Source organism: Pseudomonas donghuensis, from assembly GCF_000259195.1.
GTDB lineage: Bacteria > Pseudomonadota > Gammaproteobacteria > Pseudomonadales > Pseudomonadaceae > Aquipseudomonas > Aquipseudomonas donghuensis.
Genome location: NZ_JH650760.1, coordinates 84,623 through 100,771 on the forward strand (window position 1 = coordinate 84,623; position 16,149 = coordinate 100,771).

At 65.3% G+C, this 16,149-nt stretch carries 13 protein-coding genes and 1 pseudogene; 9 read left to right on the forward strand and 5 right to left on the reverse strand.

Going from position 1 to position 16,149, the window contains the following annotated elements; translation table 11 throughout:
- Positions 1-59: 59 nt before the first annotated feature.
- Positions 60-962, forward strand: a complete 903-nt coding sequence (gene hpaA / locus UW3_RS0108175) for a 4-hydroxyphenylacetate catabolism regulatory protein HpaA (RefSeq protein WP_010221851.1) — start codon at positions 60-62, stop codon at positions 960-962.
- On the opposite strand, the gene UW3_RS0108180 is transcribed toward hpaA, so the two are convergent.
- The 3 genes from UW3_RS0108180 to UW3_RS0108190 are packed head-to-tail and all read right to left on the reverse strand — an operon-like array spanning position 959 to position 4,954.
- Complete coding sequence (locus UW3_RS0108180) at positions 959-2,518, reverse strand: ABC transporter substrate-binding protein (RefSeq protein WP_010221852.1); 1,560 nt, start codon at positions 2,516-2,518, stop codon at positions 959-961. The two genes, hpaA and UW3_RS0108180, sit on opposite strands and share 4 nt — an antisense overlap.
- Before the next feature lie 4 nt (positions 2,519-2,522).
- Positions 2,523-3,719, reverse strand: a complete 1,197-nt coding sequence (locus UW3_RS0108185; RefSeq protein ID WP_010221853.1) for an LLM class flavin-dependent oxidoreductase — start codon at positions 3,717-3,719, stop codon at positions 2,523-2,525.
- An 11-nt stretch (positions 3,720-3,730) separates the two neighbouring features.
- Positions 3,731-4,954, reverse strand: a complete 1,224-nt coding sequence (locus tag UW3_RS0108190) for a lipase family protein (RefSeq protein WP_010221854.1) — start codon at positions 4,952-4,954, stop codon at positions 3,731-3,733.
- 273 nt (positions 4,955-5,227) lie between these two features.
- Here UW3_RS0108190 and UW3_RS0108195 point away from each other — a divergent pair, with 273 nt between their 5' ends.
- From UW3_RS0108195 to UW3_RS0108220, 6 genes are all read left to right on the forward strand, one after another.
- Positions 5,228-6,301 carry a sigma-54 interaction domain-containing protein gene (locus UW3_RS0108195; protein WP_010221855.1) on the forward strand — a complete coding sequence of 358 codons (1,074 nt, stop codon included), beginning with the start codon at positions 5,228-5,230 and terminating at the stop codon, positions 6,299-6,301.
- Positions 6,302-6,485: 184 nt separating this feature from the next.
- On the forward strand, positions 6,486-8,168 hold the full coding sequence (locus UW3_RS0108200) for a nitrite/sulfite reductase (RefSeq protein ID WP_010221856.1): 1,683 nt from the start codon (positions 6,486-6,488) through the stop codon (positions 8,166-8,168).
- Positions 8,156-8,650, forward strand: a complete 495-nt coding sequence (locus UW3_RS0108205; RefSeq protein ID WP_010221857.1) for a DUF934 domain-containing protein — start codon at positions 8,156-8,158, stop codon at positions 8,648-8,650. The genes UW3_RS0108200 and UW3_RS0108205 overlap by 13 nt, the downstream gene beginning before the upstream one ends.
- Before the next feature lie 198 nt (positions 8,651-8,848).
- Positions 8,849-10,687 (forward strand): amidohydrolase, encoded by a 1,839-nt coding sequence (locus UW3_RS0108210; protein WP_010221858.1) that lies wholly within the window; start codon positions 8,849-8,851, stop codon positions 10,685-10,687.
- Between the two features lie 48 nt (positions 10,688-10,735).
- Complete coding sequence (locus UW3_RS0108215) at positions 10,736-11,242, forward strand: GNAT family N-acetyltransferase (RefSeq protein ID WP_010221859.1); 507 nt, start codon at positions 10,736-10,738, stop codon at positions 11,240-11,242.
- 48 nt (positions 11,243-11,290) lie between these two features.
- Positions 11,291-11,986, forward strand: coding sequence for a glutathione S-transferase N-terminal domain-containing protein (locus tag UW3_RS0108220; RefSeq protein WP_010221861.1), 696 nt, complete (start codon positions 11,291-11,293; stop codon positions 11,984-11,986).
- A gap of 71 nt (positions 11,987-12,057) precedes the next feature.
- On the opposite strand, the gene UW3_RS0108225 is transcribed toward UW3_RS0108220, so the two are convergent.
- On the reverse strand, positions 12,058-13,674 hold the full coding sequence (locus tag UW3_RS0108225; RefSeq protein ID WP_010221862.1) for an inorganic phosphate transporter: 1,617 nt from the start codon (positions 13,672-13,674) through the stop codon (positions 12,058-12,060).
- A gap of 128 nt (positions 13,675-13,802) precedes the next feature.
- On the opposite strand from UW3_RS0108225, the gene UW3_RS0108230 reads away from it, so the two are divergent.
- The gene (locus UW3_RS0108230) at positions 13,803-14,201 is read left to right on the forward strand and encodes a DUF488 domain-containing protein (RefSeq protein WP_010221863.1); all 399 of its coding nucleotides are present in this window, start codon (positions 13,803-13,805) and stop codon (positions 14,199-14,201) included.
- A gap of 62 nt (positions 14,202-14,263) precedes the next feature.
- Complete coding sequence (locus UW3_RS0108235) at positions 14,264-14,695, forward strand: GNAT family N-acetyltransferase (protein WP_026001234.1); 432 nt, start codon at positions 14,264-14,266, stop codon at positions 14,693-14,695.
- Between the two features lie 240 nt (positions 14,696-14,935).
- Here UW3_RS0108235 and UW3_RS29370 read toward each other — a convergent pair.
- A pseudogene (locus tag UW3_RS29370) lies at positions 14,936-16,141 on the reverse strand (right-handed parallel beta-helix repeat-containing protein); the annotation flags it as partial.
- Positions 16,142-16,149: the final 8 nt, after the last annotated feature.

The window sequence follows — 16,149 nt, forward strand, 5'->3', positions numbered from 1 at the left end:
ATGCAAGCGGCTTGCTGCAGGAGTAAGCTGGCGGCACAACAATAAGAGTGAGCAGGGCCATGAGCGAGCGCCAACCAATCCCCAACATCAACATCGGTCAGGTCTACGATCAGCGCTACAGCGATGCCGAGGTGCACTACGACAAGCTCGGCAACCTGGCCGGGTTCTTCGGCCGCAACATGCCGGTGCACCGCCATGACCGGTTTTTCCAGGTGCATTACGTCGAGAGCGGCACGGTGCGGGTGTACCTGGACGACCAGCAGTACGTCGAATCGGGGCCGATGTTCTTCCTCACCCCGCCGACCATCCCGCATTCCTTCGTCACCGAGCCCGATGCCGACGGCCATGTGCTGACCGTGCGTCAGCAACTGGTCTGGCAGTTGCTCGAAGCCGATCCTGGGTTGGCGCCGGGGCCGCAGGTGGCGCCGGCCTGCGTGGCCTTGAGCGGCCTGGAGCCGAGCTACGCCGCCGAGGCGCGGCGCCTGGCGCTGCTGTTCGATGAGCTGCACAGTGAGATCAACGCCAGCGCAGCCGGGCGCGCGGCGGCGCTGGAAAGCCTGACGCGGCTGATCATGACCAGCCTGCTGCGCCTGTGCGCGCGCTCGCTGCCGGCCCGGCCAACCCGGCATGAAGACCTGCAGGTGTTCCATCGTTTCAACGAACTGATCGAGGCCCACTACCTCGAACACTGGCCGCTGGCGCGCTATGCCCAGGGCATCGGCGTCACCGAGGCGCGGCTCAACGAAGTGTGCCGGCGCATCGCCGACTTGCCGTCCAAGCGCCTGATCCTCGAACGGCTGATGCAGGAGGCGCGGCGCCTGCTGCTGTACACCGGCAGCTCGGCCAACGAGATCTGCTACCGCCTGGGCTTCAAGGACCCGGCGTATTTCAGCCGGTTCTTTTTGCGTTACGCGCAACTGACGCCGGGGGAATACCGCCAGCGTCAGGCGGGGTTGCGCTAGGCCTGGCCGCGTAGCCAGAGATTGTCGAAACGCCAGGTGCTGAACAGCGTCTGCTCGGCTGCGGCGCCGCCGACCTGGCGCGAGAAGGCATCAAGCAGATTCACATAGCCCCAGATCAGCAAGCCGCCGCGCTCGTACTGGATCTGCTGGGCCTGGTGCACCAGAGCGCTGCGCTTGGCCAGGTCCGGCTGGGCCATGGCCTGGAGGAACAGTTGGCTGAACTGCGGGTCGTTGAAGTGGGTCTTGTTGGCCACGGCAAAGGGCGCATCGATGTGCATGGCGCTGGCCAGAAACGGCGCGCCGATGGTACCGCCGGTGCTCAGTTGCCACTGATCGTGCTGCGGGCCGTCGAAGGTGGCCTGGTCGACCTGACGCACCTTGAGGGTCACGCCGATGGCCTTGGCCTGTTCGGCGAACACCAGGGCCGAAGCCAGGGCCGGGCCGCTGGTGGTTACCAGCTCGACTTCGAGTTTGTCATAGCCGGCTTCGCGCAGCAGTTGCGCCGCCCGTTGCGGGTCATGCGGGCGTGGGCCGAGGCGGTGGTTGAAGGTCGGGTCGTTCGGTGCGTACAGGTCGTTGGCTACCCGGCCCTGGCCATTCAAGGCGCGGCGCACCAGCTCCGGGCGGTCGGCGAGCAGGCGCAACGCCTCGCGGACTTTCGGGTTGTCGAACGGCGGCTTGCTGGTGTTCATCTCGAACGACAGCCAGTTGCCGCTGACCGAAGTCACCAGTTGCAGGCGCGGGTCGCGTTCGATGATCTGCAACTGCTCGCTGGGCAGGCCGTTGGCCATGTCGATCTGCCCGGCGCGCAAGGCGGCCAGACGCGAGACCTGGTCCTTGAAGTCGATGATCTCCAGTTCGTCGGCGTAGGGTCTGCCGTCCTTGTAGTAGTTTTCGAAGCGGCTGAACACCGAGCGCTGGCCGGGGGTGAAGCTTTTCAGCTTGTAAGGGCCGGCGCCGACCGGGTTGGTCAGCGGGTGGTAATCGACCGGGACGATGCCGCCGAAGTTGACCCAGGTTTCTGCCAGCGGCAGGTAGCTGCGCCCGTCCTTGAAACGGATGCGCACGGTGCGCGCGTCGAGCTTTTCCAGGTTGTCGCGGTCGACCCAGTGCAGCAGCGCAGCATAGGGCGAGGCCAGTTGCGGGTCGGTCAGGCGGCGAATGGAGAAGATCAGGTCGTCGGCGTCGATGGTCTTGCCGTTGTGAAATTCCAGGCCCTGGCGCAGGCGCACGGTCCAGGTGCTGGCGTCGGCGCTGGCTTCGGCCTCTTCGGCCAGGGCCAGGCGCGGCTGCATCTGCTCGTCCCATTCCCACAGCTTGCTGTACAGGGCAAAGCCGCGGACGATGCCGCTGCCGATCGGTTTGTGGGCATCGAGGTTGCCGACCTGGCCGCCGGACAGCACGCCCAGGCGCAGGCGCCCGCCGTGGCGCGGCGGGTCGTTGGCAACAGGGCTGGCGGCCGGCTGCTCGGGGCCGCAACCACTGAGCAGCAGCCCGCCGCCCAGCGCCAGGCTATAGCCGAGAAAGCGCCGGCGCTGGTAATCAAAAGGGTCCATGGCCTCAGCCTCCTGCTGCACGCAGGGCCGGCGCCTGGGTGTCGATCCGCCGTAATGGCGCTCGCTCGCCGCGAAAGTGCGGGAGGATGTGCTCGCCCAGGCGGTAGGCTTCTTCCAGGTGCGGGTAGCCGGCGAGAAAGAACAGGTCGATGCCTAACTGGTTGTACTCGCGAATCCGCGCCACCACGTTCTCGTAGCTGCCGACCAGCGCCAGGCCCGGCGGGATGCCGATGTAACCGAAGCCGGCCCAGACGTTGGGGTAGATGAAAAAGTCGTCGAACGGCCGGCTTTGATCCTTGGCCGAGTACTCATTTTCGTAACTGAGCTTGCGCGCAGTGCGCAGCCCGGCATGGGCGGCCACGGCCTTGACCGCGCCCTTGGCCACGCCTTCGTCGAAGAAGCGCTTGGCCTCGGCCAGGGCCTGGGCTTCGGTCTCGCGGGTGATCACATCGATCGACAGGCCGAAGCGGATGTTGCTGCGGCCATGCTTGAGCGCCCGTTCACGGATATCGGCGATCAGTGCGCGGATCTCGTCCGGATGCTCGGCGCGCATCAGGTAGAAGTCGGCGTGACGGGCGGCGAACTCCCGCGCCGCGATCGACGAGCCGGCAGTGCAGATCAACGGCAGTTCGGCCTTTTTCTGCGGCCCGCGCAGGCCGCCGCCTTCGGCCTGGTAGAAGCGCCCCTGGTAGTGGAAGTTCTCCGAGTGCCAGTAGCCCTTGACCACGTCCATGAACTCGATGGCGCGTTCGTAGCGTTCATCGTGGTCGCTGAAGTCACCGACCTGGCGCTGGATCACGTCCGAGCCGCCATTGATGATGTTCCATACCAGGCGGTTGCCGGTGGCGCGCTGGTAGGTGGCGGCCTGCTGCACGGCGACCCAGGGCGTGTAGTGGTAGGGCTGGAAGGCGGTGACGTAGCTTAAGGTGCGGGTCTCGCGGGCCAGCAGCGAGCACACCGTCCACGGCTCTTCGCCAGACGGCGCGTTGACCATCAGCGCGCCGCCAAAGCCGTTGATCTCGGCGGCGCGGGCGATCTGCCCGAGGTAGTCGATGTAGGTGAAGTGATCGCCCACGGCAAAGTTCGACACCGCGCCGGTGCTGTCGCTGCCGGCATGCCAGTCGCCGCGGTTGCGCGGATCGCCAGGGAGGAACTGGGTTTCGCCGTGCAACGGCAGGCGGGTAAAAAATTCAATGCTCACGGTGATTGTCCTTATTGCACGGTGGGGTTGCAGATTGCGCTGATGGGCTGGTCGCTGAACACCTTGCGGGCGAAGGGCAGCGAGTCCTTGAGCGAGGCGTTGACCGTCTCGCTGTGGCCCAGGCCCTTGTACAGGTGGCCTTCGACAATCGAGCCGGTCTTGCAGGCGTCCTGCATCAAGGCCACCTGGGTGGCGGCGGCCGGGGTCTTGTCTTCGGCGCCGGTGCCGATGAAGATCGGCTGCTTGAGTTTCAGGGTCGGGTAGGACACCTGCGCCAGCCACGGCTTGAGCTGTTCGCCGCTGTTGGTCTTGCGGGTGTTGGCCGGGGTCAGGCCGGTGCCGAGCACATCGGCCACCAGTGATGACAGGCAGGTGCTGCGCGCCTGTTCGAACAGCGGCAGGGCCTTGTCGGTGTAGAAGTCGCGCGGGTCGATGCGCGGGTCGTACTGCTGGGCCGCCAGCAGGGTGTAGAAGCCGTAGGCCAGGGAGGCGTCGACCTTGTCCGGGTCCTGCTCGCCGACGTTCTTCGTTCCCACGGTGTAGATCACCCCGGTGCCGACGCTGCCCTTCAGGCCCAGGTCCGGGGCGTAGGTCGGCGCATAGGCGGCCGAGGCAAAGGCGCCGGCGCCGCCCTGGGACTGGCCGACCACCAGCACCTTGTTGGCCAGCCCCGGCACCCCGGCAATCACCGCGCGGGCGGCGTCGAGGATGCCGTAGGCGGCCATGCGGTTGTTCAGCAGCGGGTGGCCGCCGGGCACGCCCAGGCCCTGGTAGTCGGTGGCGACGATGGCGTAGCCCTCGTTGAGCCAGCGCGCCAGGTACTGCACGTCGCGGTACGAGCGCCCGGCCCAGGACGGCGCGCAGACATCCGCCACGCCCACCGTGCCATGGCCCCAGGTCACCAGCGGCCAGCCGCCTGCCGGTGCCTTGCCCTTGGGAATGAACAGTGCACCAGACACTGCCACCGGGGTCTTGCCGTCGATGCCGTCGGTGGAGCTATAGAGGATGCGCAGTTGCGACGCCGCGCCGGGCAGGCTCAGGGTCTGTTCCAGCGGCTCGCTGCGCAACAGTTTGCCGGGGCTGGCGGGGATGGCCTGGCCCCAGCTGTAGAACGCCGAGACCCGGCCATCGCCTTGCAGCGGGTCGGGTTTGGGCGCGAAGGTGTCAGCGGCCATGGCGCTGAGCGACAGGGCCAGCAGGCTCAGGCCGAAGGCGAATGTGTTCTGCAGTTTCATCGAGAGGTCCTTGCACGGTGCGTGTGCCAGGCTTGAGCGAAATGCGTGCCAGGGCGCTGCAGGCCTTGGTTTTCAAGGGCTGCGTTGCCAGCAAGGGGGTTGCCTGAGGGCGTCGATGCTGGCCAGCCACCACGCGTTGCTGGCCGACTGTTGCTGGAGCAGCAACGCAGAGCGCATATCTCTAATAGGTATATATAAATACTAATTAATAATTATTTGTTCTAATTTGTTTCGGGCACTATGGCCCTGCGCTTTCACTGCCAGGAATGCACCATGTCGCTGATAACCCATCCCCACGCCCGGGAACTGACCAAATCCGTTCGCGCCACCGTCCTGGTGTTCAAGGACCCGCGCTCCCAGGAACTGCTCAGTCGCATCGAACGCCTGGCGCCGAGTGAAGCCAACACCCTGATCATCGGCGAGACCGGCACCGGCAAGGAGCTGGTGGCCCGCCATATCCATCAGCTCAGCCGTCGCGGGCGCGAGCCGTTCGTGGCGGTCAACTGCGGCGCCTTTGCCGAAACCCTGGTCGAGAGCGAGCTGTTCGGCCACGAGAAGGGCGCCTTTACCGGCGCCACCAACAGCAAGGCCGGCTGGTTCGAAGCGGCCAACGGCGGCACGCTGTTCCTCGATGAGATCGGCGACCTGCCGCTGAACATGCAGGTGAAACTGCTGCGGGTGCTGCAGGAGCGCGAAGTGGTACGCCTGGGCTCGCGCACGCCGATTCCGATCAACGTGCGCCTGGTGGCGGCGACCAACGTCAACCTCGCCGATGCGGTGGTGGCCGGGCATTTTCGCGAAGACCTGTTCTACCGTCTGCACGTGGCGACCATCCGCCTGCCGCCGCTGCGCGAACGTCCGGGGGACATCCTGCCGCTGGCCGAGTTCTTCCTTGAGGAGCACTGCCAGCGCCTGGGCTACAGCCGCGCCAGCCTGAGCCTGGAAAGCGAACGCAAGCTGCTGTCGCACAGTTGGCCAGGCAACATCCGCGAGCTGGAAAACGCCATTCACCACGCGCTGCTGGTGTGCCGGCAACAGGTGGTGCAGCCGGCCGACCTGCACCTGGTGGACATGCGCTCGGTGGGCATCCGCCAGGAAGAACACAGCCAGCCGCTACGCCTGGCCAGCGAGCCGCCGAACCTTGAGGCGGCGCTGACGGCGCTGTTCGAGCAGAACATTCCAGACTTGTACGAGCATATCGAGGAAACGGTGTTTCGCACCGCGTACCGCTTCTGCCATGGCAACCAGTTGCAGACCGGGCGCTTGCTGAACATCAGCCGCAACATCGTGCGGGCGCGGTTGGAGAAGATTGGTGAGTTGAAGCGTACGGAGGGTGCTGTGCATTAGCGCCTCATCGCTGGCAAGCCAGCTCCCACAGGGGCCGGTGCATGCAGTGCCTGTGGGAGCAGGCTTGCCAGCGATGGGCACAGCACGATTTAAGCATCTGATCCGTATAAATACCCCCAACCTGAATCTGTAACCCAGTACACCCAAAAGCCATAGTAACGGCCTCCCTGATGAGGTCCGAACCATGTATCACTATGACGAGTATGACCGTGCGCTGGTGTTCGAGCGCGTGGCGCAGTTTCGCGATCAGGTGCGCCGGTTCATGGCTGGCGAACTGAGTGAAGAAGAGTTCCTGCCCCTGCGCCTGCAAAACGGCCTGTACCTGCAAAAGCATGCCTACATGCTGCGCGTGGCCATTCCCTACGGCACCCTCGGCGCCCGGCAGATGCGCACCCTGGCGCAGATCGCCCGCGAGTACGACCGCGGCTGTGGCCACTTCACCACGCGCCAGAACATCCAGTTCAACTGGATCGAACTGGCCCAGGTGCCGGACATCCTCCAGCGCCTGGCCGAGGTCGAGATGCATGCGATCCAGACCTCCGGCAACTGCGTGCGCAACATCACCACCGAAGCCTTTGCCGGCGTTGCCGCCGACGAGTTGCTCGACCCGCGGCCGCTGGCCGAGATCCTCCGGCAGTGGTCGACGATCAACCCGGAGTTCCTGTTTTTGCCACGCAAGTTCAAGATCGCCATCTGTTCGGCGATTGAAGACCGCGCGGCGATCATGATGCATGACATCGGTCTCTACCTGTACCGCGACGGTCACGGCCAGATGTGCCTGCGGGTCATGGTCGGCGGCGGCCTGGGGCGCACGCCGATCCTCGGTTTGCAGATTCGCGAGGGCCTGCCGTGGCAGCACCTGTTGTCGTATGTCGAAGCCATTTTGCGCGTGTATAACCGCCATGGCCGGCGCGACAACAAGTACAAGGCGCGGATCAAGATCCTGGTCAAGGCGCTGGGCATCGAGGCGTTTTCCCGCGAGGTGGAGGAGGAGTGGCAACACATCAAGGACGGCCCGGCGCAACTCACCGAGGACGAGTTCCAGCGCGTGGCTGCGGCCTTCGAGCCTCCAGCCTACGACAGCGTCATTGACGATGACCTGGCCTACGACACCCACCTGGCCCAGGACCATGCGTTCGCCCGCTGGGTGGCCTGCTGCGTCAAGGCGCACAAGGTTCCGGGTTATGCCAGCGTGGTGCTGTCGACCAAGCCGGGCGATGCCTCGCCACCGGGCGATCTGACCGATGCGCAGATGGACGCGGTGGCCGATTGGTCGGAGCAGTTCGGCTTCGGCGAAATCCGCATTGCCCACGAGCAGAACCTGATTCTCCCGGACGTGCGCAAGCGTGACCTGCACGCGCTCTGGCGCCTGGCCTGCGAACGCGGCCTGGGCACGGCCAACATTGGTCTGCTGACGGACATCATCGCCTGCCCGGGCGGCGATTTCTGCGCCCTGGCCAACGCCACGTCGATCCCCATCGCCCAGTCGATCCAGCGCCGCTTCGATGACCTGGACTACCTGCACGACCTGGGTGAGCTGAGCCTGAACATCTCCGGCTGCATCAACGCCTGCGGCCACCACCACATCGGTAACATCGGCATCCTCGGCGTCGACAAGAACGGCAGCGAGTGGTACCAGGTGACCCTCGGCGGCGCCCAGGGCAAGCACAGTACCCTGGGCAAGGTCATCGGCCCGTCGTTCAGCGCCGCCGAGATCCCGCAGGTGATCGAGCAGATCATCGCCACCTATTGCGCCTACCGCGAGCAGGACGAAGCCTTTGTCGACACCGTGCGCCGGGTCGGCCTGGAACCCTTCAAGGAACGGGTCTATGCCAAGCGCCCGGAGGAGCTGATATGCGTAATGTGATTGGCCTGCGCAATGGTGAGGCGCAGTTGATCGAGCACGATCCCTGGCAACTGTTGCGCGAACCCGGCGAGGTGCTGCCCGACGGCCTGCTGATTCTGCCGCTGGCCACCTGGATTGCCCGCCGCGCCCAGCGGCCCCTGGGGCGTGACGGCTTGTGGCTGGGCCCGGACGATGATGTCGAACCGTTGCGCCCGTGGCTGGCACAGGTGCCGTTGATTGCGGTGGACTTCCCCAGCTTTCGCGACGGCCGTGGCTACAGCCAGGCCTACTTGCTGCGCAGCCGGCTGGGTTGGCATGGTGAACTGCGAGCGGTGGGCGATGTACTGCGTGACCAGCTCAGCCATATGCGCCAGTGCGGTTTTGACAGCTACGCGGTGCGTGAAGACAAATGCGCGCAGGATGCCTTGCTGGGCCTGGCTGGCATGAGCGTGCTGTATGGGCGTTCGGTGATCGAGCCACGGCCGTTGTTTCGTCGTCGCTGACTGGTACGGCGCCGGCACTGGTCTATCGTTTAGCTTTTGTTTGCCCGGCAATGCCGTGCCTCAGGAGCCGCCATGAACCAGGATCGGGAAAGCCGTCGCCGTTTTATCGCTGCAAGTTCGCTGCTCGGCGCCGCCGGAGCCATGTACTCGGCGGTGCCGCTGGCCGCCGGGGCCCTTCTGCGCGGGACCGAAAAGGCTATGCCGGCCGAGCTGATCCTGCACAATGGCCGCGTGCACACGGTGGACCGCGAGCGGCCGCAAGCAACCGCAGTGGCCATTCGCGACGGGCGCTTCGTGGCAGTCGGCGATGATGCCCAGGTCATGGCCTTGCGCGGGCCGGCGACCCAGGTCATCGACCTCAAGCAGCGCACAGTGATCCCCGGGCTCAATGATTCGCACCTGCACCTGATCCGCGGCGGCCTGAACTACAACCTGGAGCTGCGCTGGGAAGGCGTGCCGTCCCTGGCCGACGCCTTGCGCATGCTCAAGGACCAGGCCCTGCGCACGCCTGCGCCGCAGTGGGTGAGGGTGGTCGGCGGCTGGAACGAATTCCAGTTCGCCGAGCGCCGCTTGCCGACCCTCGACGAGCTCAACCAGGCGGCGCCGGACACCCCGGTGTTTGTCCTGCACCTGTACGACCGCGCCTTGCTCAACCGCGCAGCCCTGCGCGTGGTCGGCTATGACCGCAACACGCCCAACCCGCCGGGTGGCGAGATCCAGCGCGACGCCAACGGCAACCCGACCGGCATGCTGATCGCCCGGCCCAATGCGATGATCCTTTACTCGACCCTGGCCAAGGGGCCGAAGCTGCCGCTGGAATACCAGGTCAACTCGACCCGCCAGTTTATGCGCGAGCTCAACCGCCTGGGCCTGACCAGCGCCATCGATGCCGGTGGCGGCTACCAGAACTACCCTGACGATTACGCGGTAATCGAGCAACTGGCCAAGGCCCGGCAGTTGACCGTGCGCATCGCCTACAACCTGTTTACCCAGAAGCCCAAGGAAGAACTGGCCGATTTCAAGCACTGGACCGGCAGCGTCAAGTACGGTCAGGGCGACGATTTTCTGCGCCACAACGGCGCCGGCGAGATGCTGGTGTTCTCCGCCGCCGACTTCGAAGACTTCCTCGAACCGCGTCCGGACCTGCCCGGCGCCATGGAGGGCGATCTGGAACCGGTGGTACGCCATCTGGTCGAGCAGCGCTGGCCGTTTCGCCTGCACGCCACCTACGACGAATCGATCTCGCGCATGCTCGACGTGTTCGAGAAGGTCAACCGCGACATCCCTTTCAACGGCCTGCCGTGGTTCTTCGACCATGCCGAGACCATCAGCCCGAAGAACATCGAGCGGGTGCGGGCGCTGGGCGGCGGCATCGCCATTCAGGACCGCATGGCGTTTCAGGGCGAGTACTTCGTCGAGCGCTACGGCGCCAAGGCGGCGCAGCACACGCCACCGATCAAGCGCATGCTTGGCGAAGGCATCCCGGTCGGCGCCGGCACCGACGCCACCCGGGTGTCCAGCTACAACCCCTGGACCTCGCTGTACTGGCTGGTCAGCGGGCGTACCATTGGTGGGCTGGAGCTGTACCCACAGGGGCTGGACCGCGACACGGCGTTGTCGCTGTTCACCCACGGCAGCGCCTGGTTTTCCAGCGAGCAGGGCAAGAAGGGCCAGATCAAGGTTGGCCAACTGGCAGACCTGACGGCCTTGAGCGCCGACTATTTCAGCATCGACGCCGAGGCGATCAAGCACCTGGAGTCGGTGCTGACCCTGGTCGATGGCAAGGTGGTGTATGGCGCCGCCGAGTTCGCCCGGCTCGACCCACCGACCTTGCCGGTGCTGCCCGACTGGTCGCCGGTGGCCAAGGTCCCCGGGCACTGGCGCCAGGGCGCGCCGCTGACCGCCCAGGTGCATCAGTGCGTCGGTGCCTGCGCGGTGCATGCCCACGCGCATCAGCGCGCGCGGCAATCGTCGGTGCCGGTCAGCGATTTTCAGGGCTTTTGGGGCGCATTCGGTTGTTCCTGTTTTGCCTTCTGAGGGTTCGGGCTACCATGCCGGTTCGCCCGATCGACAGGATGTTGCTTAATGCCTTTCAGTACCCGTGTTGCCCGGCCCAGTGATGCCGAGGCGCTCAGCCATGTCGCCGGCCTGACCTTCGCCCTGGCCAGCCCGCCGGATGCTGCGCCCCAGGCGTTGCAGGCCTACATCGACAGGCAGTTGCAGTCCGAGCATTTCGTCCTCCACCTGCTCAATCCGCGCAAGCGCCTGCGGGTGCTGGAGTACCTGGGTAGCGTGGTCGGCTACAGCATGATCGACAGTGCACCTGAAGCCCTGGGGATTGCCGAGGCTGATGGCCTGCCGGAGCTGAGCCGCTGCTATGTGCTGCCCGAGCACCATGGCCACGGCGGCGCCCAGCTGTTGCTCGACGACACCCTGGCGCCGGTGCGCGGGGCGATTCGCCTGACCGTCAATGAACAGAACACCCGGGCCATCCGTTTTTATCAGCGCAATGGTTTTAGCAAGGTCGGCGAGGCGCTGTTCGAATGTGGCCCGGAGCGTCACCGCGACTGGGTGATGGTCGCGCGGCGATGACAAAACTGGTTACAGTGTCTTCCTCAATTTCTGCTCAAGGTTCTGTTCATGACTGATCTCAGTGCATTCCCGATCACCCGCAAATGGCCGGCCAAACAGCCCGAGCTGCTGCAGCTGTACTCGCTGGCCACGCCCAACGGCGTGAAGGTGTCGATCATGCTCGAGGAGATCGGCCTGGCCTACGAGGTGCACAAGGTCAGCTTCGAGAGCAATGACCAGTTGACCCCGGAATTCATTTCCCTGAGCGCCAACAACAAGATCCCGGCGATCCTCGACCCCAATGGCCCGGGTGGCGAGCCGCTGGCGTTGTTCGAGTCCGGGGCGATCCTGGTTTACCTGGCGGAGAAGAGCGGGCAACTGCTGTCGGCGGACCCGGCCCAGCGCTACGAGACCCTGCAGTGGCTGATGTTCCAGATGGGCGGGATCGGGCCGATGTTCGGTCAGGTGGGTTTTTTCCACAAATTCGCTGGCAAGGCGTACGAAGACAAGCGTCCGCGCGACCGTTACGTGGCCGAGTCGCGGCGCTTGCTCGGGGTGCTGGACCAGCGCCTGCAAGGGCGTGAGTGGGTGATGGACGCCTACAGCATTGCCGATATCGCCATTCTGCCCTGGGTGCGCAACCTGGTCGGCTTTTATGAGGCGGGCGAGCTGGTGGGCTTTGATGACTTTGCCAACGTCAAGCGGGTACTGGCGGCGTTCGTGCAGCGGCCGGCGGTGGAGCGCGGGTTGAAGATACCTGCATAGGCCTCATCGCGGGTCAAGCCCGCTCCTACAGGATCGGCGCAATCACTGTAGGAGCGGGCTTGACCCGCGATTCAGAACACCTGCCGCAACAGCCAGTACAACCCCCCCGCCAGCATCATCGCCGCCGGCAAGGTCAGCACCCAGGCCATCATCAGGTTGAAGAGGGTGCGCATCTGCAAGCCCGAGCCATTGGCGACCATGCTCCCGGCCACCCCGGACGACAGCACGTGGGTGGTCGACACCGGCAGCCCGTACATGTCCGCGGCACCAATGGTGCACATCGCCACCAGCTCCGCCGACGCGCCCTGGGCGTAGGTCAGGTGGGTCTTGCCGATCTTCTCGCCAACGGTCACCACGATCCGCCGCCAGCCGACCATGGTCCCCAGCCCCAGGGCGATAGCCACGGCGATCTTCACCCACAGCGGAATGTAGCGGGTGGCGTTGTCGATCTGTTGCTTGAATACCTGCACTTTGGCCTGGGTATCGGCATCGAACCGCCCCAGTTGGTGCTTGTCGATCAGGCGGATGGCCTCGGAGGTCAGGTACATGTCGTTGCGCACGTTGGCCATCGCTTCTGCCGGCACCCGGTTGAGCGAACCGTAGCCTTTGACCTCGGCGCCGATCATCCCGGCCAGCGCCGCCAGGGCAGGCACCAGTTCGTCGCTGGCCTGCGGCTCGCGAATGAAGCTGCTGAGGGTTTGTCGCGGGTCTGCCGGTGCGGCCTGCGGGGCGCTGCGCTGCAAGGCCTGCTGGGTGACCTCGGCCACCGCGACGAACTGCAGCGACTGGTCAGCCGGCATGGTCCGGTTCAAGGCATAGGCCATGGGCAGGGTGCCGACCAGGATCAGCATGATCAGGCCCATGCCTTTCTGCCCGTCGTTGGAGCCATGGGCGAAGGACACGCCGGTGCAGGTAAGGATCAACAGCCCGCGAATCCACCAGGGCGGCGGCGTATTGCCGACCGGTGCCTGGTACAGCTCGCGACGCTTGATCAGCATGCGCAGGGCCAGCAGCAACAGCGCCGCGCAGGTAAAGCCCACCAGCGGCGACAGCAACAGTGAGTAACCGACCTTGCTGGCCTGGCTCCAGTCCACGCCGCTGGTGCCGTCACGCCCGTGCATCAGGGCGTTGGCGATGCCGACGCCGATGATCGAGCCGATCAAGGTATGCGATGAGGACGCTGGCAGGCCCAGCCACCAGGTGCCCAGGTTCCAGATGATCGCCGACAGCAACAGGGCAAAGACCATGGAGAAACCGGCCGAGGAGCCGACTTGCAAGATCAGCTCCACCGGCAGCAAGGCGATGATGCCGAAGGCCACCGCACCGCTGGACAGCAGCACGCCGAGAAAATTGAAACAGCCGGACCAGACTACCGCCACCGACGGGGGTAGCGAATGGGTGTAGATCACCGTGGCCACGGCGTTGGCGGTGTCGTGAAAGCCGTTGACGAACTCGAACCCCAGGGCAATCAGCAACGCCAGGCCGAGCAGCACAAAGGGTGTCCAGGTGGTGACCACGGTGCCGGTGGCGTCAATGTCGCGGAACAGGCTCCAGGCGGTATACACCAGGCCGGCCGCCAGCAGGCCGAAGAACAGGGTCAGGGTGGTGCGGCCGGGTTTGTGATTCAGACGCGGGCGTGGATCGTGGTTGGCCAGCGAGGGGCTGCCAGCCAGGGTCGGGGTGGTCATGATGACGGGTCCGGGTTACCAGGAAGGGTCTAGCCTTGCCCGGCCATGATAAAAACAATCGCTGACAGCACCGTGACCTCGGTCAAGGAAAGTCCTAGGATCAACAGAGCATTCGATGGAGTGAAGCGATGATCCGCTGCAAACGCGTCTACGAGCCGCTGGAGCCTGGCGATGGCCAGCGGGTGCTGGTCGACCGGCTGTGGCCGCGCAACCGGCGCAAGGACCAGCTGCAAGCCTTGTGGTTGCCGGAGGTGGCGCCTTCAACGGCGTTGCGTCAGGCTTTTCATGCCGGTGAAGTGGATTTTGCCGGGTTTGCCGAGCGCTACCGCCAGGAGCTGACGGCGCGGCCCGAGCATTGGTGGAAGTTGCTGGGCATGGCCGGGCAGGGGGATGTGACCTTGCTGTATGCTGGCAAGGATACCGAGCACAACAATGCGGTGGTGCTGGCGCAATGGCTCGAGGATGAGCTGGAGCGCCAGGGGCCGGGCAGTTCGCCGGTGTGTTATGCCGATGAGTTCAAACCTTGAGTCAATGGGGCTGCTTTGCAGCCCATCGCCGGCAACGCCGGCTCCCACATATCCTGGCCCTTATGACTGTGCAACTAACCCCCGCCACCGACCAGCACCGCACCTTCGCCCGCGACCTCACCCGCCGGGCCATGCTGCCTTATTACCGCGAGTTCGACCTGCTCTGGCAGGAAGAAGCCTTCGACCAGGCCTGGACGTGGCGCGAGCAGTGGCTGATCAGCGAAGCCCGGCAGCCGTTGGGTTACTTCAGCCTCAGTCAGGACCGCCAGGCTCTGTTCATCCGTGAACTGCACCTGCTCGAAGGCTTTCGCGACCGCGGTATCGGCCGCTGGGTGTTAACGCAACTGGCCGACTGGACCCGCCAACGGCAATTGCCGCTGCTGCGCCTGATGGTGTTCAAGAGCAACCCGGCACGGCGCCTGTACGAGCGCGAGGGCTTCGTCTGCATGGGCGAGGACGAGTGCTTTTTGCGCATGCAACGGGCGTTCGCTTAGCTCGACCCGCACCACGCAGCCCTGACGCTGGGTCGCCTGCAGCAACAGGCCCTGCACCGGCAACAAGTCACCAATCAGCAGGTTCTGCAAAATCGGCTTGCCCTCGAAGGTGTTCGGCCCCAGCACCACCTGCTGCAAGCCTTCGACTCGCACCACAGCCTTGCCGACCTTGCCCAGGGTGTTGCCGCTCAAGGTCAGCGGCCCGGCCAGCGGCGCGGCGTTGCGCAGGCTGACGGCGTACTCCGGGCTGTTGCCGATGCGGTTGCCGATCAGGCTCACGGCGCCGACCTCGCTGGCATCCACGGCGCTGCCCTGGCTGTTGCCGATCAGGTTGTCGCTGATCAGCAGCGGCGCGCCAGCCGTCGGCGCCAGGTTGCGTAGCTGGATGCCGTTGCCACGGCTGTCGCCGATCAGGTTGCCAGTGAGCAGCAGGGCGCCCTGTTGCTCGCTGACCTCGATGGCCGCCTTGTGCGCGCCGAGGATCAGGTTGTGCTCAATGCGTGCGCGGGTCTGGCCGCGCAGGCGGATGCCGCTGTTGTTGTCGATGCCGCGCAGCTGGTTGTTGCGCACTGTCACTTGGCTGTCGCGCACGTCGATGGCGTACTGCCGAGACTGGCCGAACTGGCTGTTGTCGATCTGCGCCTGACTGTGTTGCAGCTCCACGGCGCTGGCCAGTTCAGTGAACTGGCTGTCGCGGATCAGCAGCGTGGCCGGGCGGGTTGACGCTGCCTGCTGGCTGCTCAAGGCGGTGGTCAGGCCGCGCGAGAGGTTGGCGTTGTAGCCCAGGCGGTTGAGGGTCGAGCCCAGCACCTGGGTATGGCTGCCGGCCCAGGCCACCACGAACGGCCGCCAGGCGCGGTCGGTGCTGCCCGGTTTGTCGCCGGCGACGCTTTCCAGGCGTGACTGGTTCAGGCCCAGCCAGCCCTGGTTGATCAACGCCGTGCCGGAGTAGCTGTACAGGTACAGGCTGGTGCCCTCAAGCAACAGGCCGCCGTCGTTGGCGATCAGCAGCGGGTAGCTGAGCAGATAGCCGTCCTTGTAGCGCTTGATGATCTTCGGGTCGTTCAGGGCATCGTGCAACTGCGCGAGGGTAATGCTGCCGCCGCGCACCATTACCGCTTGCGGGTGATGCGCCTGGTAGCCGGCAATGGCGCGGAACAGGCCGTTGTTGACGAACGGCTCGAACGGCCAGCTGCCAGCCTGGGACGAGAACATCGGTTGCAGGCTGACACTGGCGCGGCCAGCCGGGCGCGGGCGTTCGTCGACCTGCAGCTGCACGGCCTGGCTGACTTGTTGCTGCAACTGCTGCAGGTCGCGCTGGTGTTCGGCACTGTTTACCGCGCTCAGTGTTTGCTGCAGTGGCAGGCTCTGGCTGGCGGCCTGGGCCATGGCGCTGAACAGCAGCGCCAGGCAGGAAAGGGTAAGCGGGCGGGCAAGCATGGCCATGACGGTTC